The organism is Paraburkholderia edwinii, assembly GCF_019428685.1.
GTDB classification, from domain to species: Bacteria; Pseudomonadota; Gammaproteobacteria; order Burkholderiales; family Burkholderiaceae; genus Paraburkholderia; species Paraburkholderia edwinii.
In genome coordinates, this window is the sequence record NZ_CP080095.1 from 425,914 (window position 1) to 447,442 (window position 21,529).

16 protein-coding genes, 1 tRNA gene, 1 pseudogene and 2 riboswitches are annotated in these 21,529 nt (G+C 61.4%); of the genes and pseudogenes, 10 read left to right on the top strand and 8 right to left on the bottom strand.

What is annotated here, in order from left to right; all coding sequences use genetic code 11:
• Nucleotides 1-2 precede the first annotated feature (2 nt).
• Nucleotides 3-647, bottom strand: a complete 645-nt coding sequence (locus KZJ38_RS01800) for a 4Fe-4S single cluster domain-containing protein (RefSeq protein ID WP_219798522.1) — start codon at nucleotides 645-647, stop codon at nucleotides 3-5.
• Between the two features lie 4 nt (nucleotides 648-651).
• Nucleotides 652-2,475: an AAA family ATPase gene (locus tag KZJ38_RS01805; protein WP_219800069.1), complete on the bottom strand. Its 1,824-nt coding sequence runs from the start codon at nucleotides 2,473-2,475 to the stop codon at nucleotides 652-654.
• 202 nt (nucleotides 2,476-2,677) lie between these two features.
• On the opposite strand from KZJ38_RS01805, the pseudogene KZJ38_RS37065 reads away from it, so the two are divergent.
• Both KZJ38_RS37065 and KZJ38_RS01810 read left to right on the top strand, forming a co-directional pair.
• Nucleotides 2,678-2,776 (top strand): annotated as a pseudogene (locus tag KZJ38_RS37065) (DUF4236 domain-containing protein); the annotation flags it as partial.
• 117 nt (nucleotides 2,777-2,893) lie between these two features.
• On the top strand, nucleotides 2,894-3,841 hold the full coding sequence (locus KZJ38_RS01810; RefSeq protein WP_246641612.1) for a hypothetical protein: 948 nt from the start codon (nucleotides 2,894-2,896) through the stop codon (nucleotides 3,839-3,841).
• A gap of 404 nt (nucleotides 3,842-4,245) precedes the next feature.
• Here KZJ38_RS01810 and KZJ38_RS01815 read toward each other — a convergent pair.
• Nucleotides 4,246-4,321: transfer RNA gene (locus KZJ38_RS01815), tRNA-Arg, on the bottom strand.
• Between the two features lie 366 nt (nucleotides 4,322-4,687).
• Between KZJ38_RS01815 and KZJ38_RS01820 the strand changes: the two genes are divergently transcribed.
• Nucleotides 4,688-5,605 (top strand): c-type cytochrome, encoded by a 918-nt coding sequence (locus KZJ38_RS01820; protein WP_219798524.1) that lies wholly within the window; start codon nucleotides 4,688-4,690, stop codon nucleotides 5,603-5,605.
• 128 nt (nucleotides 5,606-5,733) lie between these two features.
• Here the strand turns inward: KZJ38_RS01820 and KZJ38_RS01825 are convergent, their stop codons facing one another.
• Nucleotides 5,734-6,243, bottom strand: a complete 510-nt coding sequence (locus KZJ38_RS01825; protein ID WP_219798525.1) for a hypothetical protein — start codon at nucleotides 6,241-6,243, stop codon at nucleotides 5,734-5,736.
• A gap of 307 nt (nucleotides 6,244-6,550) precedes the next feature.
• Nucleotides 6,551-8,644, bottom strand: a complete 2,094-nt coding sequence (locus tag KZJ38_RS01830; protein ID WP_219798526.1) for a UvrD-helicase domain-containing protein — start codon at nucleotides 8,642-8,644, stop codon at nucleotides 6,551-6,553.
• Between the two features lie 432 nt (nucleotides 8,645-9,076).
• On the opposite strand from KZJ38_RS01830, the gene KZJ38_RS01835 reads away from it, so the two are divergent.
• From KZJ38_RS01835 to gcvP, 7 genes are all read left to right on the top strand, one after another.
• Nucleotides 9,077-9,562, top strand: a complete 486-nt coding sequence (locus KZJ38_RS01835; protein WP_219798527.1) for a hypothetical protein — start codon at nucleotides 9,077-9,079, stop codon at nucleotides 9,560-9,562.
• On the top strand, nucleotides 9,552-10,130 hold the full coding sequence (locus KZJ38_RS01840) for a hypothetical protein (RefSeq protein WP_219798528.1): 579 nt from the start codon (nucleotides 9,552-9,554) through the stop codon (nucleotides 10,128-10,130). Before KZJ38_RS01835 ends, KZJ38_RS01840 begins: the two co-directional genes overlap by 11 nt.
• A gap of 81 nt (nucleotides 10,131-10,211) precedes the next feature.
• Nucleotides 10,212-11,267, top strand: coding sequence for an oxidoreductase (locus tag KZJ38_RS01845; RefSeq protein ID WP_219798529.1), 1,056 nt, complete (start codon nucleotides 10,212-10,214; stop codon nucleotides 11,265-11,267).
• A gap of 160 nt (nucleotides 11,268-11,427) precedes the next feature.
• Nucleotides 11,428-11,778: a hypothetical protein gene (locus tag KZJ38_RS01850; protein WP_219798530.1), complete on the top strand. Its 351-nt coding sequence runs from the start codon at nucleotides 11,428-11,430 to the stop codon at nucleotides 11,776-11,778.
• 252 nt (nucleotides 11,779-12,030) lie between these two features.
• Nucleotides 12,031-12,135, top strand: a riboswitch (glycine riboswitch).
• A 54-nt stretch (nucleotides 12,136-12,189) separates the two neighbouring features.
• Nucleotides 12,190-12,308, top strand: a riboswitch (glycine riboswitch).
• Nucleotides 12,309-12,396: 88 nt separating this feature from the next.
• On the top strand, nucleotides 12,397-13,515 hold the full coding sequence (gcvT, locus tag KZJ38_RS01855; protein WP_219798531.1) for a glycine cleavage system aminomethyltransferase GcvT: 1,119 nt from the start codon (nucleotides 12,397-12,399) through the stop codon (nucleotides 13,513-13,515).
• A gap of 104 nt (nucleotides 13,516-13,619) precedes the next feature.
• Nucleotides 13,620-14,000, top strand: a complete 381-nt coding sequence (gcvH, locus tag KZJ38_RS01860; protein ID WP_219798532.1) for a glycine cleavage system protein GcvH — start codon at nucleotides 13,620-13,622, stop codon at nucleotides 13,998-14,000.
• Between the two features lie 78 nt (nucleotides 14,001-14,078).
• Complete coding sequence (gcvP, locus tag KZJ38_RS01865) at nucleotides 14,079-17,009, top strand: aminomethyl-transferring glycine dehydrogenase (protein WP_219798533.1); 2,931 nt, start codon at nucleotides 14,079-14,081, stop codon at nucleotides 17,007-17,009.
• Between the two features lie 108 nt (nucleotides 17,010-17,117).
• Here gcvP and KZJ38_RS01870 read toward each other — a convergent pair whose 3' ends face one another.
• The 3 genes from KZJ38_RS01870 to pseI are packed head-to-tail and all read right to left on the bottom strand — an operon-like array spanning nucleotide 17,118 to nucleotide 21,498.
• Nucleotides 17,118-19,163, bottom strand: coding sequence for a class I SAM-dependent methyltransferase (locus KZJ38_RS01870; protein WP_219798534.1), 2,046 nt, complete (start codon nucleotides 19,161-19,163; stop codon nucleotides 17,118-17,120).
• The gene (locus tag KZJ38_RS01875; RefSeq protein ID WP_219798535.1) at nucleotides 19,160-20,449 is read right to left on the bottom strand and encodes a class I SAM-dependent methyltransferase; all 1,290 of its coding nucleotides are present in this window, start codon (nucleotides 20,447-20,449) and stop codon (nucleotides 19,160-19,162) included. Before KZJ38_RS01875 ends, KZJ38_RS01870 begins: the two co-directional genes overlap by 4 nt.
• Nucleotides 20,446-21,498, bottom strand: a complete 1,053-nt coding sequence (gene pseI / locus KZJ38_RS01880) for a pseudaminic acid synthase (protein ID WP_219798536.1) — start codon at nucleotides 21,496-21,498, stop codon at nucleotides 20,446-20,448. Before pseI ends, KZJ38_RS01875 begins: the two co-directional genes overlap by 4 nt.
• Nucleotides 21,499-21,529 lie beyond the last annotated feature (31 nt).

Here is a 21,529-nt window from a genome sequence, read left to right on the forward strand (position 1 = left end):
TCTTATCGGTTTCGCGCTTTATCAGCGCTGATCTGGACTCGATGGCCCTGATCCGTCAATAGGTCTCTTAAACGCTGAAAGTCGTTCCGGTTCGGTATTCCCGCGAACCAGATGCTGCCGTCCTCATCAAACATGACGTCCAGCGACTTGTCGCTCTCGTTCAGGTCGCGCTCATATTGCGAATAAATCGCCCGGCCGCGATCGGTGAGCAAATGCAGCCGCTGGTTATCGCTACCGCGAAGCGGGCGGTTATGTGACGTGTCGATTTCAAACGGGTCGGTAATGAGCGCATCAATCGCGCCATTTACTTTTGCGAGGGTGCCTGCAAGTGCCTCGATCGGGTGGCCGCTGTAAGCGAGAATATCCCCGGTGGACATCTCGTGCAGCGCGCGAACAAGCGCGACGAGAACATCTGGCTGGTCGAATGGCTCGCCACCCGAAATGGTGAAACCGTCTGCGTGCGGCAGCCATGTGCGAACTTGCTCCAGCACCCGCTCCAGCGTTGATTCTCCTCCGGTCGTGGCCCACGTATCGGCCGAAATGCACCCAGGGCAACGAATGCTGCAGCCCTGAAACCATATGCCGATACGTTTCCCCGGTCCCAAGGACGTGACTGGGAAGTGCAAGCGCGACAGGCGGATATACATGACCTTAGCGCTTGCGCAATTGCAGCTCGCCGCTTGCAATGTCAGTAACCAAGAAGCGGTCACCACTCTTTGCGTCTTGGTCGAACATACCGCGAGCGAGCGGATTGATCAAATGCGCTTCAAGCTGGTTCCGGATTCCCCGGCCCCCATTCGAGAGATCACTCAGGCACCGTTGCTGAAGCGCAGCCCTCGATGGCTCGTCGAGTTCGACGGACATTCCTTGCGAGGCAATGTCATCGAGTACGACGCGGACCATCTGGTCAAAAATCTCCTCCGCGACGTCGTTCCGGATGAAATCAAAAACGATAATGTTCTCTCCAATCCGGTTGAGAATCTCGGGCCGGTTAAGCACCAGCTTGAAATGCCTCTGAATCTCGTCAAGCACCTTTTCCCCCATATTCTCGAAGGAATCGCTGGGCAGCACGTTGGGCACACGTTGTCCAAGTTCATCCTCGCGGAAGATTCCCAGGTTGGAGGTGAAAACGATCAACGCCTCGGAGAAGTACACCCTGTCACCGCGACCGGAGGTCAGCACGCCGTCGTCGAGAATCTGGAGGAATTTGTCGAGAATCCGCGGGTGCGCTTTCTCGATTTCGTCGAAGAGCACAACGCTAAATGGCCGCTCCCGAATCGCATTCGTCAACTCGCCACCGACGTCATAACCAACGTAGCCAGGTGGCGCGCCGATGAGCCGCTGGTCGGAATGCTCAGAACTGAATTCGGACATGTCGAATCGAATATAGGCACTCTCGTCGCCGAAAAGGAGGCTGGTGAGGGTTTTCGCGAGTTCGGTTTTCCCCACGCCAGTCGGTCCAGCGAGAAATGCGACGCCGCGCGGTCGGTTGCCCTTGCGTTGTGATCCGACGCCTGTCATTGCGCGCTTGACCAGGTCAAGCATGTGCGTCACCGCATGAGTTTGTCCTTTTACTCGTTTGTGGATAGTGGGCTCTGCGTTGCGGATCTTCTCGCGGTCAATACGAAGCCATGGGTCTTCCGTCACGCCGACCTTGTAACGCCTCACGGCGTCGGAGATTTTTTCGATGGGAACGTTTTCGACGCGGGCGAGGGTAGCGATCGCATTCATATCAGCAAGCAGGAGGCCTTCGCTTCCGTCGACGAATGCAGACTCGGCCTCATCCAGGGTAGCTGCCGAAGCTTCCTGCGAACCTGGCACGCCACGCAAAAGAGCTCGTGAAAGCGCGCGCCTGGAAGCGCTGTCAGGCTTGGATACTGGCACATGCCTGATTCGTGGATTGCCGATCAGCAGCCAGTCGGGCAGGTCGCCTTCCTTGTCGACAATCCAGATCACAGTGTTGAAGAAAGGCCGTCGTTGTTCGCCTGCCGGGCGAGGACTGGCCATATGTGCGAGCACTAGCGCTCGTGTAAAGAGATTGTGTTCTGCTGTGCTCAGAGACTCCGACCGAACAGCAAGTCGTGAGGCAAAATCCACGACGAGCGCTATCGGCGGTCCGGCTAGCGCGGTCAGGCGTTCAAGACAAACTGTCAGTGCATCGATCCCACCAGGTGCTGCATTCCCAACCGGCGTCAGGCCTAGACGTTGTAACGTCTCGTCGCCCCGCTCGACAGGGGCCACGCGGCTTTCTGGAACGGTAAAGCCAGATACGGGATTCCAGACTACCAATTCGGCATAGCCAGCTTCCCCCAGGCTATCGGCGAGCGTGCTCACGAGCGACTGCGCTGTGATAACCCGCGGCGCGACCTCGCAGGCCTGCAAGTCATGGACATTTCCGGACAGGACAAACTGGCTTTTCAAAGGCAGAAAGCGCAGCAAGTCCTTCAACCAGCGAGGCTTCTCATAATCAAGCATGGCTTCGTTGAAAGCTTGGAAAGAATTCAAAACGCTACAATAAGCGCTACCCACAAATATGCCAATCTCATAATCAGCCATTTTAAAGTTGGTAGTTGAGCGGTCGACTGTAAATGCACTTTAAATTCGCTGCAAGGAAGGTATTATCGCCCTCCAGCATGAGATACTCTGCCAAAAAATCGATCAACCATAGAGCAATATAATGGGGCTGTCATTCAGGAAGTCGGTCAAAGCGGGCCCTTTCCGCTTCAATCTCTCAAGTTCTGGCGTCGGGGTTTCCGTAGGTGCGCCGGGGTTCAGGATTGGCACTGGGCCGCGCGGCAACTACATATCAATGTCTGGCGGTGGCTTCACCTACCGCACATCACTCAGCGCGCGAAATCCTCGCTCAGCGTCGATTCCTCGTCCAACTCCACGGATGTCCGAAGACGCGGAGCCTCGTCAGGGCCAGCGATTCATCCCGAGCGGAAGTACTACAGTCGCGCCACTCGAAGTCATTCAGTCCGCAGACATCCGGCGGCTCTCAGATACTGACTCAGCCGATCTAGTTGAGGAAATCAATAGCAAGCGGCGCAAATTCGCTGTTTGGTATTGGCCCCTCTTACTTCTTGCTGCACTTTGGCTGAAAGTGCTACAAGCTGACGGCGGCCCCAATCCCGTGTTGGTAGGCGTGTTGGCAGTTATGTCGGTGGTCGGCGCTATCGCCTGCTTCTGGCTGTACATGTGGGACGAGGCACGCCGAAGCACTGTGCTCTTCTACGATTTTGACGATAGAGCAGTTCAGACTTATGAACAGGTTCTGAGTGCCTTCGAAGAATTGCGCACCTGCCGTGCTTCGTGGCGAATTTTGGCAAGTGGGCGAGTTCTGGACGGTCGATATAACGCTGGTGCAGCGGAAACACTGAGGCGCAAGACTGCATCGCTAGGTACTGGCGGAGTCAAACACGTCAAATGCAACATCGATGTACCGTGGTTGGCGGCCGGCTCCAATTCTTTTTACTTTTATCCTGATCGCATCTTTGTCGCCAGCGGGAACCGGGTGGCCGTTTGTACATACGAGTCTTTGGACGTCGCGGCGAGACTGACAAGATTCATCGAGTCGGATAGTGTCCCTGGTGATTCTCATGTCGTCGGCCACACGTGGCGTTTCGTCAACAAGAACGGCACGCCGGATCGTCGGTTCAAAAGCAATCGCCAGATTCCGATTGCGCAATATGAAGAGCTGCAACTTTCATCGGCACAAGGCATTCAAGAGCTCTATCAGTTTTCGAAAGTCGGGACCGCAAAGGGCTTCGCGAGCGCGTTGTCACAGCTGGGTCGATACGGTCGAAGTCCCATGCGTGAGCGCACTACCGCCCGAAATTGATCGTTTTCGCCCCAGCTTTGGTGACACTCATCCCGATTCTGGTGTCGTTGTATCTTGGTACCAACCTGTACGGCAGCAATGCGCTTCTGCGTAGCGGCTGTGCGTTGCATGTTCAGAGTTGTGATGCAGGAGGCCGGCGCAGGTACATGATCTGAGATTGCTACGCGCTCCAAATGCGATGCACGAAGAAAACCCGTCGACGAATGGTTGATCTCCGATGTGTTCAACTTGCATCTGCTGCAAGGAAACATTCAATCTGTCGTTGCATAGCAGCGAACATCCGTACAAATCAGATGACCGCGCGTTGAAGTAGCGTGGCGATAGTGAAGCGAGACAGTGGCGCACCCGACGCCTTATTTGACCGGGCTTTTCAGAATTTCGGAGGAATTTAGAGGGAAGCCAAGTGGCGCGCCCGGCTGGGATCGAACCAGCAACCCCTGCCTTCGGAGGGCAGTACTCTATCCATTGAGCTACGGGCGCGTATCGGGAGGGAAACTGCAAACTGCGCAAGCGCTGGCGTTAACACAAACAACAAAAACCGCAAAAACTAAACAAAACCAGCGCCAGGCAAGTCCGAAAGCATACCTTGTTTCGCATGACCCGTCCACCGCGGCGGCCGCGCGGCGCCTATTCCTGCTGCATCGAACTCACCGCCAACCCACCCCAAATCCGCCCATCAACCGAGCAAAAACCAACCCGAACTGCGGGTAAACGCCTGCTGAACACCCCCGCCCCACGCTCGCCCGCGCCGAAACCTTCCGCTTATAATCGACCGTGGTCTGATTAACAATAACAGTCGTTGCCGTCGCGCTGTACCGCTCACAATTCACGGGAGACGAGACAAGCATGAGCGAAGCACCACACGGAGCCCCGATTAAAACCCCCGGGCAGCTGATTGCCGCAATCATCGCCAGCTTTGCCATCCCCATTGTCGTCATCGTCCTGCTCGCTCATTACGTCGACAGTTCGACCCGCACCGGCGCCGGTACCGACGGCCTGTCCGACGCGGAAGTGGCCAAGCGCATCGCCCCCCTCGCGCAAGTCGATATCCGCGACGCGAACGCGCCCCGCACCTACAAGTCCGGCGAAGAGGTCTACAAGGCCGTCTGCTCGGCCTGTCACGCGTCCGGCGCCGCCGGCGCCCCCAAATTCACCAATACCGCCGACTGGGCCCCGCGTATCTCTCAAGGCTTCGATACGCTCTGGCACACCGCGCTGACCGGCAAGGGCGCCATGCCCCCGCGCGGCGGCACCAGCCCCGACGACTACAGCGACTACGAAATCGGCCTCGCCGTCGCCTATATGGCCAACAACGCCGGCGCTCACTTCGAAGATCCGCCGAAGCCCGCGCCCGGTGCGCCGGCCGCCGCCGCAGCGGGTGCCGCAGCCTCCGGTGCACCAGCCGCAGCGGCCGGTGCTGCGGATCAAGGCGCCGCACAGGCCGCCGCTGCAGTCGCCGCCCTCGCGAGCGTCCCGCAAAGCGCCGCGCCCGGCGCGGGCGGTGCACAGCAAAGCGCGGATGCATCGCAGGCGGGCAAGGCGCTGTATCAGCAAGTCTGCCAGGCGTGCCACGCCGCCGGCGTGCTGAACGCGCCGAAGTTCGGCGATAAGGCCGCATGGGCGACGCGCCTGAAAGACCCGATCGACCAGATCTACAACTACGCATTGCACGGCAAAGGCGCGATGCCGCCGAAGGGCGGCTCGAATGCCTCCGACGCGGATGTCAAAGCGGCCGTCGACTACATGCTCAACGCGGCTAAGTAAGCGCCATCAAACCGGCAGCACGCCTCACAGGCGAGCAACATCACTGCGTTTTGAAAACAAAAATCCCTGCGAAGGTGCATCCAGGCCTTGCAGGGATTATTTGTTGGACCGCGCGCCGCCCGCGCGCATCAGTATGGCTTGGTCCTCACCCCCTCTACAGGGTAGTAGCGATCGAATGTTGTCCCTCTGGCCGCCCACTGCTGTCTGCTCATCCCCCGGTAGTCGGTCTGGACTTGCGACAAATCGACCCCGAGCGATCGTAGTTTTTGAAGCACCTGTGCGGTGTGGTCTGTCGAAGGCGCATAGTGACCGCTTTGATCCGTCAGATAGTTGAGTTGCCCTGACGCAACCCGGATCGCCCCCGCCGCGGCAACAGGCGCTCCAGACAAAAAGGACGAATGGTGTTGCAGATCCATGTCATCACCGGCATAGAGTGTTCCCCTGCCGTCCATGACGTACATGTAGGTTTGGCCTTGTGTATCCATGGGCTGTAACGCACCCGATCCGTCTTTCTGACACAGCATCCCTTGCGATACGAATACTTCGTACTGGGCGCGTGCCGCTGCATCCAGATACGGTACGGGAATGGGACCCGCGGCTGCGATCTGATCGGCGTCGTATCCGCCTATCTTCAACATGCCAAGCGTCCGATACGTGTCGCCTTCGCGTAGGGAAGTGCTGCTGGGCGGGCGCGAAGGCGCGCGCACGGGGGATGACGGGCTCGTCAGATCTTCCAGTTCCCGCGCCTGTTCAACGGTGGCTCTCGACTGTACGCATCCCATGTCCGCTCCTCTATCTGGCAAGAAGACTACGCGCGCGATTCGCGCGTAGACGTGCTTCAGCATTGACGGTAGCGTAATGGCCACTGCGCTTGCGTACAGCATATTTGCGAACAGTTGGACCGGATAGCGATATGTGTCGGGTAGATCGACCTCGCCCCCGCGCTCACCCCTTCTGCAACAACGCCTTCAAACTCGCCAATCTATCCTTCGGCGTCATCGGCGCTTCGTCTTCAGTCGGCGGCGGTGCTTCGTCGAGTCCCATCTCCGGAATAAACCGCGACGGCTCGCACACAATCGTCTCCCGCGCCCGCTTGCGCTTCTTGCACCAGTTCAGATGCAAACTGCGTTGCGCGCGCGTAATCGCGACGTACATCAGCCGGCGTTCTTCCTCGATGCGCGAATCGTCGACGGGCGTATCGTCGTCGCTGCCGCCGCGGTGCGGCATGATCCCTTCCTCGACACCGACGAGAAACACGTGCGGATACTCGAGCCCCTTCGACGCATGCACCGTCGACAACCGGACCGCGTCCGGGTCTTCTTCCTTGCCTTCGAGCATCGACATCAGCGCGACCGTCTGAATCAGGCCGAGCAGGTTCTTGCCGGTATCCGCGAGACCGTCGGCGTTGTCGAAGCCGGTGGCGTCGCCGTCGTCGGTCACTTCAGGCTCGGGTTTCGTGCCCTTGCGCTTTAACCACTCGAGAAACTCGAGCACGTTCTGCCATTTCGACTGCGCTTGCCGTTCGTCGAACGCGTCGTACAGATACGCCTCGTAGTGGATCGCCTCCATCATGTCATCGAGTACGGTGGTGGCGGGATCCTTGTCCGCGCGCTCGGTCAGGCGCTGGATGAAATCGCAGAACATGCGCAGCGGCTCGACTTGCCGTGCTGACAGCCGCGCCTCGATGCCGCCCATATACACCGCTTCGAACAGCGACACCTTCGCCTGCCCCGCAAACGAGCCAAGCGCCTCGAGCGTCGTGTTGCCGACCCCGCGCCGCGGCGTGGTGATCGCGCGGATGAACGCGGGATCGTCGTCGGCATTCGCGATCAGCCGCAAGTACGCGCAAATATCCTTGATCTCGGCGCGATCGAAAAACGATTGCCCGCCCGACAGAACATACGGAATCCGCTCGCGCCGAAGCACCTGTTCAAAAATGCGCGCCTGAAAATTGCCGCGATACAGGATCGCGTAGTCGCGAAACTGGGCGCGGCGCTCGAACTTGTGCGCGGACAGCCGGAACACGACGGACTCGGCCTCGTGCTCCTCGTCGTTGCACGGCGTGACGGTGATCGAATCGCCCATGCCGTGTTCGGACCACAGCTTCTTTTCGAACAGCTTCGGGTTGTTCGCGATCACATTGTTCGCGGCGGTCAGAATGCGCACCGTCGAACGGTAGTTTTGCTCGAGCTTGACCAGATGCAGCTTCGGGAAATCCTTGCCGAGTTGGGCGAGATTTTCGAGCGTCGCGCCGCGCCAGCCGTAGATCGCCTGATCGTCGTCACCGACCGCGGTGAACGCGGCGCGCGGGCCGGCCAGCAGCTTCAGCAATTCGTACTGGCACGCGTTGGTGTCCTGGTACTCGTCGATCAGCAGATAGCGCAGCTTGTTCTGCCAGCGATCGCGCACCGGTTCGTTCTGCGCGAAGAGTTCGGCGGGCAGACGGATCAGATCGTCGAAGTCGACAGCCTGATACGCGTGCAGCGTCGCGACGTAGTTGCGGTAGACGATCGCCGCCTGATGCTCGTCCTCGTTCGCGGCGATCGCCATCGCCTGCTCGGGCATGATCAGCCCGTTTTTCCACAGCGAAATGATCGACTGGATCTTGCGGATAAAGCCCTTGTCGGTCGAGCCGACCTGCTCCTGGATCATCGCGAAGCAGTCGTCCGCATCCATGATCGAGAACTGCGGCTTGAGGCCGACGTGCTCCGCCTCCTGACGCAGGATCTGCACGCCGAGCGAGTGGAACGTGCAGACGGTCAACTGATTGACCGGCACCTTGCGGCCTTCCTTGCCGGGTGTGGTCAGCGTCTTGCCTTCAAGCAGCTTGCCGACGCGCTCGCGCATTTCCGCGGCGGCCTTGTTCGTGAAGGTGACGGCCGCGATATGGCGCGGCTCGAAGCCCTTCGCTTCGATCAGGTGCGCGATTTTTTGCGTGATGACGCGCGTCTTGCCGCTGCCCGCGCCGGCGAGCACGAGACAGGGACCGTCGAGATAGCGCACCGCTTCGCTTTGCGCGGAGTTAAGGCCTGCGGACATCGTCAGTGGGTGGATTTTGCTAAGGCGAGGCCGGCGACTGGCTGGCCGGCCTGGGTACTGGCTGCTGCGAGTGGCGGCGTGGCGTGTGATGCGTTTTTTGCCGATGTTGCCGCTCGCATGGGAGCCCGGATGTTAACACGGATGCGTGTCTCGGCGTGGCGACGGCGGCGGGGAAATTTTGCGACGTGTTGAGGGGGAGGTTCGCTGAATCGATAAGCGCGTTTGCTGCTTTATCAGGCTTGGTTGCGGTCGTTAATTGGCGCGCTGAAATCGGTAATTTTGCGATGGGTTCGGTGATAGGCTGGTGCCTCAATGTAAATGAAAAGGATGGCGAATTAACGCATTCCTATTGCAGCGGCTTGAGCAACAGATAAGTCGCATGGTGATCGTAGTGTCGCCTTGCGTGAATCAAGACAATACAGAGGACAAGCTATGAGCGAACTGAAAACTGAGCGAATCATCCTGACGCCTGAAGCATATGTGCAATGCGTTAGGAGCCTTCTCGACGAAGTGGGCGGATGGTGTGCGGCCCGTAGTCTCACTACTCAAGAAGGCGTTGTGAGGCTTAGAGAAGAGGATGTACCTGAATATGAGGCCCCGAGTCTCTTTATATCGAAGGACGGAGTGCCGAAGGCGAAAATTGTGCCTATCGGGTTGAATATCCTGGGCGCGCAAGGCAGAGTGGATCTGTCCGGCCGGGTCACACGGCAGCCGCTGCTTTACCGCATTGGGAAAGGCGCGGCGTCTTCCACGCAGAGCGACACCAAGGGAAAGACAGGAACGTCTTCACCTCGCTGGCTTTCTGACGTCGAACGAGACGGCTGGTACTGGATCGAGGGCAATATTCTTAGACCCAAGCTTGTGGACGAAAGTCTGTTTGTCGATCTTCTGACCTATGTTCTCAACCATGAAATTTGATAATCCGCTGGAGCCAGTCTACAGGGCTTTTTTGGTGGCGAGCGATTGCTTCAGCCTTGCCGAACGCACGATGCAAATCCAGCATGAGGAGCTCATTCAAAGCACCCGGTTTCATGGCGTGGCTACCAGCGAAATATACATTGCGCTCGAAGGCGCGGAGAAACAGGTGGCTGACCTGGCCATTCTGGCGCTGTTCGCCACCTTCGAGCGATTCGTCATCGAGCATCTGCAGACGGCGAACCAGTTGCTGGCCACCGGGTATCCGTATCGTTACTCAACCAGGCTGGCGCAGAAATTTCGAAGCGAGGTCGAGTACTGGAAATTCGATGAGGTTCTTAATCTCTTCAAAGGAGAAGTTGACGCTAACCTTATCGGGCAGGTGAAGCAAATCAAGCAATACCGTGACTGGATCGCTCATCAGAATCCGGACAAGGCAAACCCGCGTCGCGTAACACCTGAAAGGGTCTTCGAGGTGCTAACGAGCGTGATAGAGCAAATTCGGCTGACCCACACGCCGCCCACGCTGGAGCAGCCGGTCGACACTGACACCACCGCTGCGCTCGTCTGACCTCACCCGAAGCTCATGCCACAATGACCTTGTTGTGCGCCGCCCCCGCCGCGCGCCGTTTTTGCAGGAGCAGGAAGCAGCATGACTTCGCAGTTGAAAATTGGATTGATGGGTTATGGCTATGCCGGCGCGACGTTCCACGCGCCGGTCGTCGAACACTGCGGTCACGCGCAGCTTGCAGCGATCGCAACGGGTCAACCTGACAAAGCGCGTGCCGATTATCCGCAGGCCACGATCGTGCCCGACCTCGACGCACTGCTTGCGCGTGCCGACGTCGAATGCGTCGTGATCGCAACGCCGAACGACACGCACTTCGCGCTTGCAAAGCGCGTACTCGAAGCGGACAAACACGTCGTAGTCGACAAACCCGTCACCTTGACCGCCGTCGAAGCGCGCACGCTCGCGGACCTCGCGGCTAGCCGCAAGCGTGTCTTCGCACCGTTCCACAACCGCCGCTGGGACGGCGACTTCATGACCGTTCGTGCGCTGCTCGAAAGCGGCGAGCTCGGCCGCGTCACCGTCTTCGAATCGCACTTCGACCGTTTTCGCCCAGCCATCCGTCAACGTTGGCGCGAAGACGCGACGCGTGGCGGCGGCCTGCTGTTCGATCTCGGCCCGCATCTGATCGATCAGGCGCTGGCGCTGTTCGGCGCGCCGCAGACGGTCTACGCATCGGTGAAAGCGCACCGCGATCAGGCGACCGCGCCCGATTACGTGCATCTGCAACTCGGCTATGCATCGCATGAAGTGCTGCTGCACGCGAGCGCGCTGACGGCAGTCGTTGCGCCGCGCTTCACGATTCACGGCACACGCGGCAGCTACATAAAGTACGGCCTTGATACGCAGGAAGACCAGCTCAAAGCGGGCCTGCGTCCAGGCAACGCGGGTTTCGCCGGCGGCAACGAGGCAGGCACACTGCGCGTGCTCGAACAAGGCGGCGATCAGGAAGTCGAACGCGCGCTGCCGACTCGCGATGGCGCCTACGTCCACTTCTATCGCGCATTGGCCGCAGCGATTCACGACGGCGTGCCTTTCCCGGTCAGCGCCCAGGATGCAGTCGACGTGATGACGGTGATCGAACTCGCGCAACGCAGCAACGACGAAGGCGTGCGCTTGCCGTTCAAGCGCGGCAGCTAAGCTGACAGTCCGGTTTCAGCGATTTCAGCTTCATTACCCGCGCGCCACCCGCAACCAACAGTTACACAAACGTGACACGGTCGCGTCATCGCGAGCGGCCCGTCAGCCGTTGCTTCCCCTTATCGATCAAAACAACCAACCCAAATAAGGAGAGCCCTCCATGCAACGCCTCATTCGCGCACTCGGTTGCTGCGCGCTGGTTTCGTCACTGGCTGCTTGTGTCGTCGAGCCGCCGCAGGCCGCGCGTCCTGTCCCCAACCCGCATGAAGTCGCGGTGCAGCGCTTCGACCAGGTCGATGGGCGGATCAACAACATGAGCCGCCATATCGATGTGCGCGTGAATCAGGGCTACTACCCGCCGCCGGTCGGTGGCGAATTGCACCGGCGTCTCGACGCGATCCGCCATCAGGCGCATGAGATGGCCGTGCATCGTGACGGCGGCATCTCCGGCGACGAACAGCGCACGCTCAACGACGAACTCGATTCGACAGCGATCGCAATCAACCGCTGATCCCGCTGACTTCCAATCGATAACCGGGCGCGCGAAGCGCAAGTACAAACCGCGAACACGAACTGCGAAGACGAACCGCGAGCACGACCCGCGGGCAGAACTCGCAGGCATAAACCGCAGCGCACAATCCGCACGCGCCACGCGCGGCCCTCGCATACCGCGCGCCCGTCCCGCCGCCGGCCGGCGTGCAAACGCACGGCCCAAAACCTTCAATTGACAAGCCAAAAACCGTCGCGTACATTCGCCGCACGCGTCGGGAGAGCGCGCTGGCCGCATTGCAGCATGGGGCAACCCAAGCCATGCAAGGCCGCGCCGCCGAAGGGGCACACCCGCAAACTCTCAGGCAAAAGGACCGACCGCGTCGAAGAATCCGTCTGATCGTTGGCTGATCCAGCCTTATCAATCACCGGTTCTTCGCACTCTGGAGAGCGGCAGTAGCGTGCAAGGCACGCAAGCTGCCCACCGAAGGGGCGCGCGCTACGTCATAACGTCAGCGCAATCTCTCAGGTACCGAGGACAGAGGGGGCATGCAGGCATCACTCGTCGGCCAATGGCAATGGGCTGCGAGTCTGTACAGCATGGCTCCGAATCCGTCGAATACCCTGAGGCCGCGCCCCGATGACCGAACTCAAACGCACCCCGCTCAACGCCACGCACCGCGCGCTCAACGCCCGCATGGTCGATTTCGGCGGCTGGGACATGCCCGTTAACTACGGCTCGCAGATCGAAGAACACAAGGCCGTGCGCACCGACGCCGGCATGTTCGACGTGTCGCATATGTGCGCCGTCGATCTGAGCGGCCCGCGCACCCGTGAATTCCTCGCCTACGCGCTTGCCAACAACGTCGGCAAGCTGCAAACGGCAGGCCGCGCGCTGTACTCCTGTCTGCTGAACCCCGAAGGCGGCGTGATCGACGACCTGATCGTCTATTTCTTCGACGAAACCAGTTTCCGCATTGTCGTCAACGCGGCGACCGCCGAAAAAGACATCGCGTGGTTCAACAAGCTCAACGCGGACCGCGGCTTCGGCGTGACGATCACGCCGCGTCGCGATCTCGCGATCGTCGCGGTGCAAGGCCCGCAAGCACGCGAAAAAGTCTGGCAAACGGTGCCGGCCGCGCGCGCCGCGACCGAAGCGCTGAAGCCGTTCAACGCGGCGCGCGTAGATGGCACGCCGTTCGGCGATCTGACCGTCGCACGCACCGGCTACACGGGCGAAGACGGCTTCGAAATCATTGGGCCGGCCGCGCATGTCGAGGCGCTGTGGAAGGCACTCCAGGCGCAAGGCGTGCGCCCGGCCGGGCTCGGCGCGCGCGACACGCTGCGTCTCGAAGCCGGCATGAACCTGTACGGCCAGGATATGGACGACGCCGTCTCGCCGCTCGACGCCGGCCTCGCCTGGACCGTCGACCTGACCGCACCGCGCGACTTCGTCGGCCGCGCGCCGCTCGAAGCAAAAGGCGCGCAGCAGGCGTTCATCGGCCTGATCCTGCAGAAGGAAAACGGCAAGGCCGCCGGCGTGCTGCGCGCGCATCAGAAAGTCGATACGCCGCACGGCGCAGGCGAGATTACCAGCGGCACGTTCTCACCCACGATGCAGGAGTCGATCGCCTTCGCGCGCGTGCCGAAAGGCGTGCAGCCGGGCGATGTCGTGCATGTGCACATCCGCGACAGAGCGTTTCCCGCAAGCGTGGTAAAACTGCCGTTCGTACGCAACGGCAAGGTGCTCGTCAGTTGAGCGGCGGTCCGGCCATTCACGACGCGTAGTCGAACCCGTCGCGTGCGTTCCCCCGTTCACACGTAACCGCATCAATTGCGCAATCAACCGCACAGGAGCAACCGATGAGCATCCCGGCCGATCTGAAATACACCGAATCGCACGAATGGGTCCGCACCGAAGCGGACGGCACGCTGACCGTCGGTATCACCGACCATGCGCAGGAAGCGCTCGGCGACATCGTCTTCTTCGAAGTGCAGCAACTGGGCAAGACCGTCGCTGCCGGCGACACGGTCGCCGTCATTGAATCGGTCAAGGCCGCTTCCGATATCTATGCGCCGGTTTCGGGCGAGATCATTGCGATGAATCAGGACGTGGTCGATACGCCCGATTCGGTGAACGGCGCGCCGTATGAAAACTGGCTCTTCAAGGTCAAGCCGACCGCCGGCGCCGCACAAGACCGGCTGATGGACGCTGCCGCTTACGGCAAGTCGATCGGCGAGTAACTTTCAACAACCGGCGCGGCGGGCCGCAGCACACACACATTGCCCACGCCGTACACGCCGCGCCAGCAGGAATTTTCAATGAAGCTCGAACACCCGGACCGCCTGATGAACCGCACCCCTCTCTCGCTCGCTGCGCTCGAAGTGCACGATGCCTTCGCCGAACGGCACATCGGCCCCGATGCTGCCGATCAGCAGGCGATGCTCGACGCGCTAGGCTTCGCCTCGCGCGCCGCGCTGATCGATGCGGTGATTCCGAAGGCGATCCGGCGTGCCGACGCGCTGCCGCTCGGCCCGTTCGCGGAGCCGAAAAGCGAAGCGGAAGCGCTCGCCGCGCTGCGCGAGCTCGCGGACAAGAACCAGGTGTTCCGCTCGTATATCGGGCAGGGCTATTACAACGCGCACACGCCGGCGGTGATCCTGCGCAACGTGATGGAAAACCCGGCGTGGTACACCGCGTACACGCCATATCAGCCGGAAATCTCGCAAGGCCGTCTCGAAGCGCTGCTCAACTATCAGCAGATGATCGTCGACCTGACGGGCCTCGCGATGTCGAACGCGTCGCTGCTCGACGAAGCAACGGCTGCGGCCGAAGCGATGACGCTGCTGCAGCGCGTCGGCAAATCGCAGTCGAACGTGTTCTATGTCGCCGACGACGTACTGCCGCAAACCATCGAAGTGGTGAAGACGCGCGCGACGCCCGTCGGCATCGAAGTGAAGGTGGGCCCGGCTGCGGATGCAGCCAAGGCGAACGCATTCGGCGTGCTGCTGCAGTATCCGGGCGCGAACGGCGACGTGCTGGACTACCGCGCGCTAGCGGAAGCGGTGCATGCAGCCGGCGGCCACGTGATCGCCGCCGCCGATCTGCTCGCGCTGACCGTGCTGACGCCGCCCGCCGAATGGGGCGCGGACGTCGCGGTCGGCAACTCGCAGCGCTTTGGCGTGCCGATCGGTTTCGGCGGCCCGCATGCCGCGTATGTCGCGGTACGCGACGAATTCAAGCGGCAGATGCCGGGCCGCCTCGTCGGCGTGACCGTCGATGCGCAGGGCAATCCGGCGCTGCGTCTCGCGCTGCAAACGCGCGAGCAACATATCCGCCGCGAAAAGGCGACCTCGAATGTGTGTACCGCGCAGGCGCTGCTCGCGATCATGGCGAGCATGTACGCGGTCTATCACGGCCCGCAGGGCCTGAAGACGATCGCGCTGCGCGTGAACCGTATGGCCGCGCTGCTTGCCGCCGGCGCGAAACACCTCGGCTACACGCTCGTCAACGAGACGTTCTTCGACACGCTGACCTTCGAAACCGGCGCGCGCACGCAAGCGCTGCACGATGCGGCGACGGGCAAGCGCATCAACTTGCGCCACGTCAGCGACACGCGCGTCGGCCTTTCGCTCGACGAAACGACGACGCGCGCCGATCTCACCGATCTGCTTGCGGCCTTCGCGCAGGCCGCGTTCGCCGATAACGTGCCGACCGTCGACGAACTCGATGCGCAACTGGGCGCTTCGAACACGTTCCCGGCGTCGCTCGAACGGACGAGCGCGTACCTCACGCATCACGTGTTCAACCGCCACCATTCGGAAACGGAAATGCTGCGCTATCTGCGCAGCCTGTCGGACAAGGACCTCGCGCTCGACCGTTCGATGATCCCGCTCGGCTCGTGCACGATGAAGCTGAACGCGACGTCGGAGATGCTGCCGGTCACGTGGCCCGAGTTCGGCCAGATTCACCCGTTCGCGCCGGCCGAACAGACGGTCGGCTACCGTGAAATGATCGATCAGCTCGAGCAGATGCTCGTCGCCGCGACCGGCTATGCGGCCGTCTCGCTGCAGCCGAACGCGGGCTCGCAAGGCGAGTACGCGGGCCTGTTGATCATCCACGCGTACCACGCGTCGCGCGGCGAAGGGCATCGCAACGTGTGTCTGATTCCGGCGTCCGCGCACGGCACGAACCCGGCTTCGGCGCAGATGGCGGGCATGCAGGTGGTGGTCGTTGCATGCGATACGCAGGGTAACGTCGATATCGAAGACCTGAGGAAGAAGGCCGCGCAGCACGCTGACAAGCTCGCCGCGATCATGATCACGTATCCGTCGACGCACGGCGTGTTCGAGCAGAACGTGCGCGAGATCTGCGAGATCGTGCACGCGCACGGCGGCCAGGTGTATGTGGACGGCGCGAACATGAACGCGATGGTGGGCCTCTCCGCGCCCGGCCAGTTCGGCGGCGACGTTTCGCACCTGAATCTGCACAAGACGTTCTGCATTCCCCACGGCGGCGGCGGCCCGGGCGTCGGTCCGGTTGCGGTCGGCGCGCACCTCGCACAGTTCCTGCCGAACCAGACGTCGACGGGCTATGAGCGCGACGCACACGGCATCGGCGCGGTGTCGGCGGCACCATATGGCTCGGCATCGATTCTGCCGATCTCGTGGATGTATATCGCGATGATGGGCGCGGCGAATCTGACCGCCGCCAGCGAGACCGCGATCCTGAACGCGAACTACGTCGCGAACAGGCTCGCGCCGCACTATCCGGTGCTGTATGCGGGCCCGGGCGGACTCGTCGCGCACGAGTGCATTCTCGACCTGCGGCCGATCAAGGACACGAGCGGCATCTCGGTCGACGACGTCGCGAAGCGTCTGATGGACTACGGCTTCCACGCGCCGACGATGAGCTTCCCGGTGCCGGGTACGCTGATGGTCGAGCCGACCGAGTCGGAGTCGAAGGAAGAGCTCGACCGCTTTGTCGAAGCGATGATCGCGATCCGCAATGAAATCCGCGCCGTCGAAGAAGGCCGCGCCGATCGCGAGGACAATCCGCTCAAGCACGCGCCGCACACGGCGGCGGCCGTGGTGGCGGACGACTGGAAGCACGCGTATTCGCGTGAAACGGCTGCTTACCCGCTGCCGGGGCTGATCGCGCGGAAGTACTGGCCGCCGGTGGGTCGCGCGGATAACGCGTATGGCGATCGCAATCTGTTCTGCTCGTGCGTGCCGGTGGCGGATTACGAGTGACGGAATTCGGCCGGCCGCTCGGCCGGCCATGCTTGAAGCAGAAAGCGCAAAGCCCAGTGACGATTGAATCGTCGCTGGGCTTTTTCGTTTGTATGAGGAGCGCGCGCGTCAGCCGTGTAGCGGATCTTTCTCCAGCAGCAGAAGGAACTGGATGGTACACAGCTCGAGCAGTTCGCCGCGCGTCACGTCTTTGAGCTTGATCCGCTCCATGTTAACTTCGATCGGCGTCGTATGCGACTGGTACTGGTTCCAGATTCCCTGCAACCTGCCGTCGATCGCGTGCTCGGTGCGCACGATCCTGTATCCCGTTTCATTGCAGAACTTGACGATCTCGTTTAGCGTGAAGAAGCGGATATGCGTGATATCGAGCAGACCGGAAGAAGCATAGGTCCATTTGCCCTTGCTCAGATCGTCCATCAACATCAGGTTGCGCACGTTGGGAATGCTCAACACCAGCTGCCCCGTCGGCGACATGTACGGACGCAGCTTCACCATCACATCCCACGGGTTGTACATGTGCTCGAGCACGTCGGCGAGCAGCACACCGTCGAGCGTTCCCTTCGCGATGCCTTCGCGCTCGAGGTCGAAGTCCTCGAACTTGCCGACCAGCACCCGGTCGATCTTGCTGCTCGCCACTTGAGCGGCAGCGCGGTTCATCTCGATGCCCCAAACCCGGCTCGACGGAAAACGCTGCTTGATCAGCGCCGCCGTGCTGCCGGCCGCGCAGCCGATGTCGATCACGGTCGAAGGATTGTTCGAATACATGGCAACCAGATTCGGCCGGCCCGGCGTGTGATAGCCCTCGGCGATCTCGCCCGATTCGACGTCCAGATACTGTTGCCATACATAGCGCTGGCTGCGCGGCGCAAGTCCCATGGCCGTGCCGGCGAGCACCTGCGCGACGCGCACCGATGCCATGCCGTCGCCGTCGTTATGGTTGTAGTACGCGGTGCGCTTCTGGCCGAGTTGCACGAGGCTGGTGCGCAACTCCCGACTGGTCAGTATCTGATGAAGCGCCGACGCGAGTTCATGCGCCTCGACTTCCACCACGCCCGTTTCCGCCTCGAAACACGGGCCCATCAGCATGCCCGACGTGTTCATCAGATTGACGACAGGCGTGTGCGCGAGCATGCCTTCAACCAGATAGTTCGAATCGACGGCAACCAGCACGTCGGCGCCCGCCGCGAACAGTTCGGTGTCGTCGCTTGCGTAGAAATAGCCCTCGGCGGGCACGCCCAGCTCCGCCAGAATTTCTGCGCAACGGGTGGCGCCGAATTGGGCATTCGACGGACGGTCCTTGATCACGGCATTGACCTTCACGCCCGCTTCCTTGAGCTTCTGGCACGCGACAATGAACGCGGCCACCGACGCGTCGAAAATGTCCTCGATGCAATGAGCGCTCAGATTGGCGGCCCATGTCGTGCCGAACACCACGAGCGGCAACTCTGCTTTCAGCCCGTATTTCGTGTTCAGTTGCTGACGGCACGCCGGCTTTTGCTTGCGCAGCGTCGCGTAGCAATCCCACGCCGGATTGCCCGCTGCGACCAGCCGGTCCTCGGCAACGCCCAGATCGCGATAGCCTTCCATGCCGCGCTGACCGTACACGACGAGCTTGTCGGCGATCAATTCGTTGTGCACGGTGTACGGATCGATAAGCGCAATCGAGTGCGCAAGATGCACGCTCGGAATGCCCTGCGCGCGCGCCCATGCCGTCGCCGTCTTGCCGACGCGCATCATGTCCTCGTTGGTCGCCAGCAGTGCGATGTCGTACTGTTCGGCGGCGCGCTTCAGGCACTCGAGCAGCTGGACGGTGGCGGGCAGATCGTCCCTCACGCTTTCGAACACGATGGGCCGCAATTTGTCGGCCGCTTCGGCAGCGAAGCCGCAAAGGTCCGGCTGCTGCTGGATGTGGCGCTCGAAGGTGCCCAGCACGCGTTGCGTCTCGTCGTTCACCGTCTGCAGCGCGCCGGCTTCCTGCAGGAAGCCGTCCAGTGAAACGAGCGTGCAGCCGGTCTGCGCGATCGCGGCCTGCATCTGCGGTGAAAGCGTAGGCAGCGACGCAATCACCGCCATCGGTTCGTGCATCTGCAGGAACTGCTCGAGGGCACCAAAGTGCTTGCCCCACAGCAGGGTAATAATGGCCTTCTGTTTCATCGCTGGCCCTCGCTAAAAACGCCAAAGTATCGGGAGAGCAGCGCCCGCACCAGGTTGTATTCGGCACCGACGGTCACGTCAGTGCCTTCCTTGAATTTGTCCGCAACGCCCGCCGACCAGCTGCGCGCGATCGCCGTCGATTTCTGATCGAGCGCGTGGCTGAGAAGCCACGTCGATAGTTCGCGCAACATCTCGCCCGGCACGGCGCCGCGAAATTCGACGTGAGGAAAGCGTGTGAGCAGGGCCTGGAACAGCAGGAAGAAAAAGTGACGGCTGCGCAGCGGCTTGAGCAGCTTGTCGAGTTCCGCGCTGATCGCCTCCGGCGCCAGCGGCAGCCATGCCGCGAGATTGGCGACATCGAGTGAATCGAGCGCCGCGTTGCGCGCGGCCATGTCGGCTGCGAACCGCGCGTTGGCCGCGGGATCAGCATGGTTGTCGAGCACGACGAACATACGGCCGGCGATCTTCGGCGCGAGATGCGCGACGATCGACTCTTCGAGGAACAACCCGAGATCGACCAGTCCCTGGTCACGCGCAAACCATGACAGCGTGCGTTTCCAGCTCGCTTTCTGCTCGAGCGACGAATAGAGCAGCCAGTTCGTATTGCCGCCGCCAAGAAACGCGCCATACGGCACGACAGTCTGGATCGCGAAACCCTGCGCGTTGGCGAACTCGACGAGCTCGGCAATGCTCGCGCGCGACATATACAGTCCGAACGTACCTGCTTCATCGGTGGCGCGCAGTGCGTCGGGCCATTGCGATTTGTCCGCGCCATAGGCGGTTTCGGCGTGATCCCGCGTGTGAATGTCGAAAATGATCCGGCCGCCCGGGCGCACGACGCGCTTCCATTCGAGCAGCGCTTCGCGCCAGTTCGGGAAATGCACCAGTACGTTCAGGGACACGGCGCAGTCGAACGAAGCGTCGTCGCACGGCAGGCGCTCCACGTCGCCCACCTGCAAGCGGATCGGCGCGCCGTTCGCGAGGCGGCGAGTCTCGTCGAGCATCGCCTGCGAGCTGTCGACGCCCATCACGTCGTAGCCATCGGCGACCAGCGGCAGCGCGGCGCGGCCCGTGCCGACACCAATGTCGATGATCTGAGGCCCGCGTGCGTAACGCCGGATCGTGTTGACTTCGATCGCGTTCTTCAGCAGGTTGGTCGTCTCGTTCTGGGCCATCCGGCTCGAATACCAGTTCACCATGCCGGGATCTTTCCAGGCATCGGTTTTCCACCGGATCAGGTCCTTGCGGCCTTGCGATCCGGCGAGTTTGTCGGGTTGTGCGCTCATTTCAGAATGTCCCAGTTAAGAGGCGTACCGCGTTTGATCGGCGCGCGCGCCGTCATGCCGATGACCGTGTCCAGATGCTTCGGCGCCATGCCGAGCCCGGGCCGGATCGCGCGGACGTTTTCGCGCGTCAGCGCTTCGCCCGCGCCGATGTCCTTGACTACGTACAGCGAGCGCCGGAAGACGATCGATTTGCGCTCCTGCTCGTTGGTCCCATAGGTCGGCCGGCCGAGCGCCTGCCATGCGCGCTCGGTTTCGATCACCAGCGAGTGCATTTCTTCAGGCTCCAGCGAGAACGCGGAGTCCACGCCACCATCCGCGCGGCGCAGCGTGAAATGCTTTTCGATGACGGTCGCGCCGAGCGCGATCGCGGCGACGGCGGCCCCCACGCCCATCGTGTGATCCGACAGGCCGACCTGGCAGTCGAACAGATCGCGCATGTGTGGAATTGTGCAAATGTTGCTGTGCTCGGGCGTCGCCGGATACGAGCTCGTGCATTTGAGCAGGATCAGATCTTCGCAACCGGCGCCGCGCGCGGCGCGCACGGCTTCATCGAGTTCCGCGACGGACGCCATGCCCGTCGAGATGATCATCGGCTTTCCCGTCGCCGCGACGCGCCGGATCAGCGGCAAATCGGTGTTTTCGAAGCTGGCGATCTTGTAGGCGGGCACGTCGAGCGTTTCGAGAAAATCGACCGCCGTTTCGTCGAACGGGGTCGAGAACGCGAGCATGCCAAGTTGCTTCGCACGGTCGAACAGGGGCTTGTGCCATTCCCACGGCGTATAAGCCTCGCGATACAGGGCGTAGAGCGATTTGCCCGCCCACAAGCTGTTCTCGTCGCCAATATGGAACTCGCCCTCGTCGAGATCAAGCGTCATCGTGTCGGGCGTATAGGTCTGCAGCTTCAGCGCATGCGCGCCGCTACGCGCCGCCGCTTCGACAATCTCGAGCGCACGTTCCAGCGACTGGTTGTGGTTGCCGGACATTTCCGCGATCACGAACGGCTGACTGCCTGGACCCACGGTCCGATTCGCGATTCTGATTTCTTTCATCGGTGGTTTCCTCACGCCATTCACCCGCTCT

Excerpts from the sequence above, each read along its gene's own strand:
- gcvP (WP_219798533.1), top strand. The coding sequence starts at position 14,079 with ATGAAGCTCGAACACCCGGACCGCCTGATGAACCGCACCCCTCTCTCG.
- KZJ38_RS01820 (WP_219798524.1), top strand. The coding sequence starts at position 4,688 with ATGAGCGAAGCACCACACGGAGCCCCGATTAAAACCCCCGGGCAGCTG.
- KZJ38_RS01875 (WP_219798535.1), bottom strand. The coding sequence starts at position 20,449 with ATGAGCGCACAACCCGACAAACTCGCCGGATCGCAAGGCCGCAAGGAC.
- gcvH (WP_219798532.1), top strand. The coding sequence starts at position 13,620 with ATGAGCATCCCGGCCGATCTGAAATACACCGAATCGCACGAATGGGTC.
- gcvT (WP_219798531.1), top strand. The coding sequence starts at position 12,397 with ATGACCGAACTCAAACGCACCCCGCTCAACGCCACGCACCGCGCGCTC.
- KZJ38_RS01845 (WP_219798529.1), top strand. The coding sequence starts at position 10,212 with ATGACTTCGCAGTTGAAAATTGGATTGATGGGTTATGGCTATGCCGGC.
- KZJ38_RS01800 (WP_219798522.1), bottom strand. The coding sequence starts at position 647 with ATGTATATCCGCCTGTCGCGCTTGCACTTCCCAGTCACGTCCTTGGGA.
- KZJ38_RS01810 (WP_246641612.1), top strand. The coding sequence starts at position 2,894 with ATGTCCGAAGACGCGGAGCCTCGTCAGGGCCAGCGATTCATCCCGAGC.
- KZJ38_RS01830 (WP_219798526.1), bottom strand. The coding sequence starts at position 8,644 with ATGTCCGCAGGCCTTAACTCCGCGCAAAGCGAAGCGGTGCGCTATCTC.
- KZJ38_RS01870 (WP_219798534.1), bottom strand. The coding sequence starts at position 19,163 with ATGAAACAGAAGGCCATTATTACCCTGCTGTGGGGCAAGCACTTTGGT.
- KZJ38_RS01805 (WP_219800069.1), bottom strand. The coding sequence starts at position 2,475 with ATGCTTGATTATGAGAAGCCTCGCTGGTTGAAGGACTTGCTGCGCTTT.
- KZJ38_RS01825 (WP_219798525.1), bottom strand. The coding sequence starts at position 6,243 with ATGTTGAAGATAGGCGGATACGACGCCGATCAGATCGCAGCCGCGGGT.
- pseI (WP_219798536.1), bottom strand. The coding sequence starts at position 21,498 with ATGAAAGAAATCAGAATCGCGAATCGGACCGTGGGTCCAGGCAGTCAG.
- KZJ38_RS01850 (WP_219798530.1), top strand. The coding sequence starts at position 11,428 with ATGCAACGCCTCATTCGCGCACTCGGTTGCTGCGCGCTGGTTTCGTCA.
- KZJ38_RS01835 (WP_219798527.1), top strand. The coding sequence starts at position 9,077 with ATGAGCGAACTGAAAACTGAGCGAATCATCCTGACGCCTGAAGCATAT.
- KZJ38_RS01840 (WP_219798528.1), top strand. The coding sequence starts at position 9,552 with ATGAAATTTGATAATCCGCTGGAGCCAGTCTACAGGGCTTTTTTGGTG.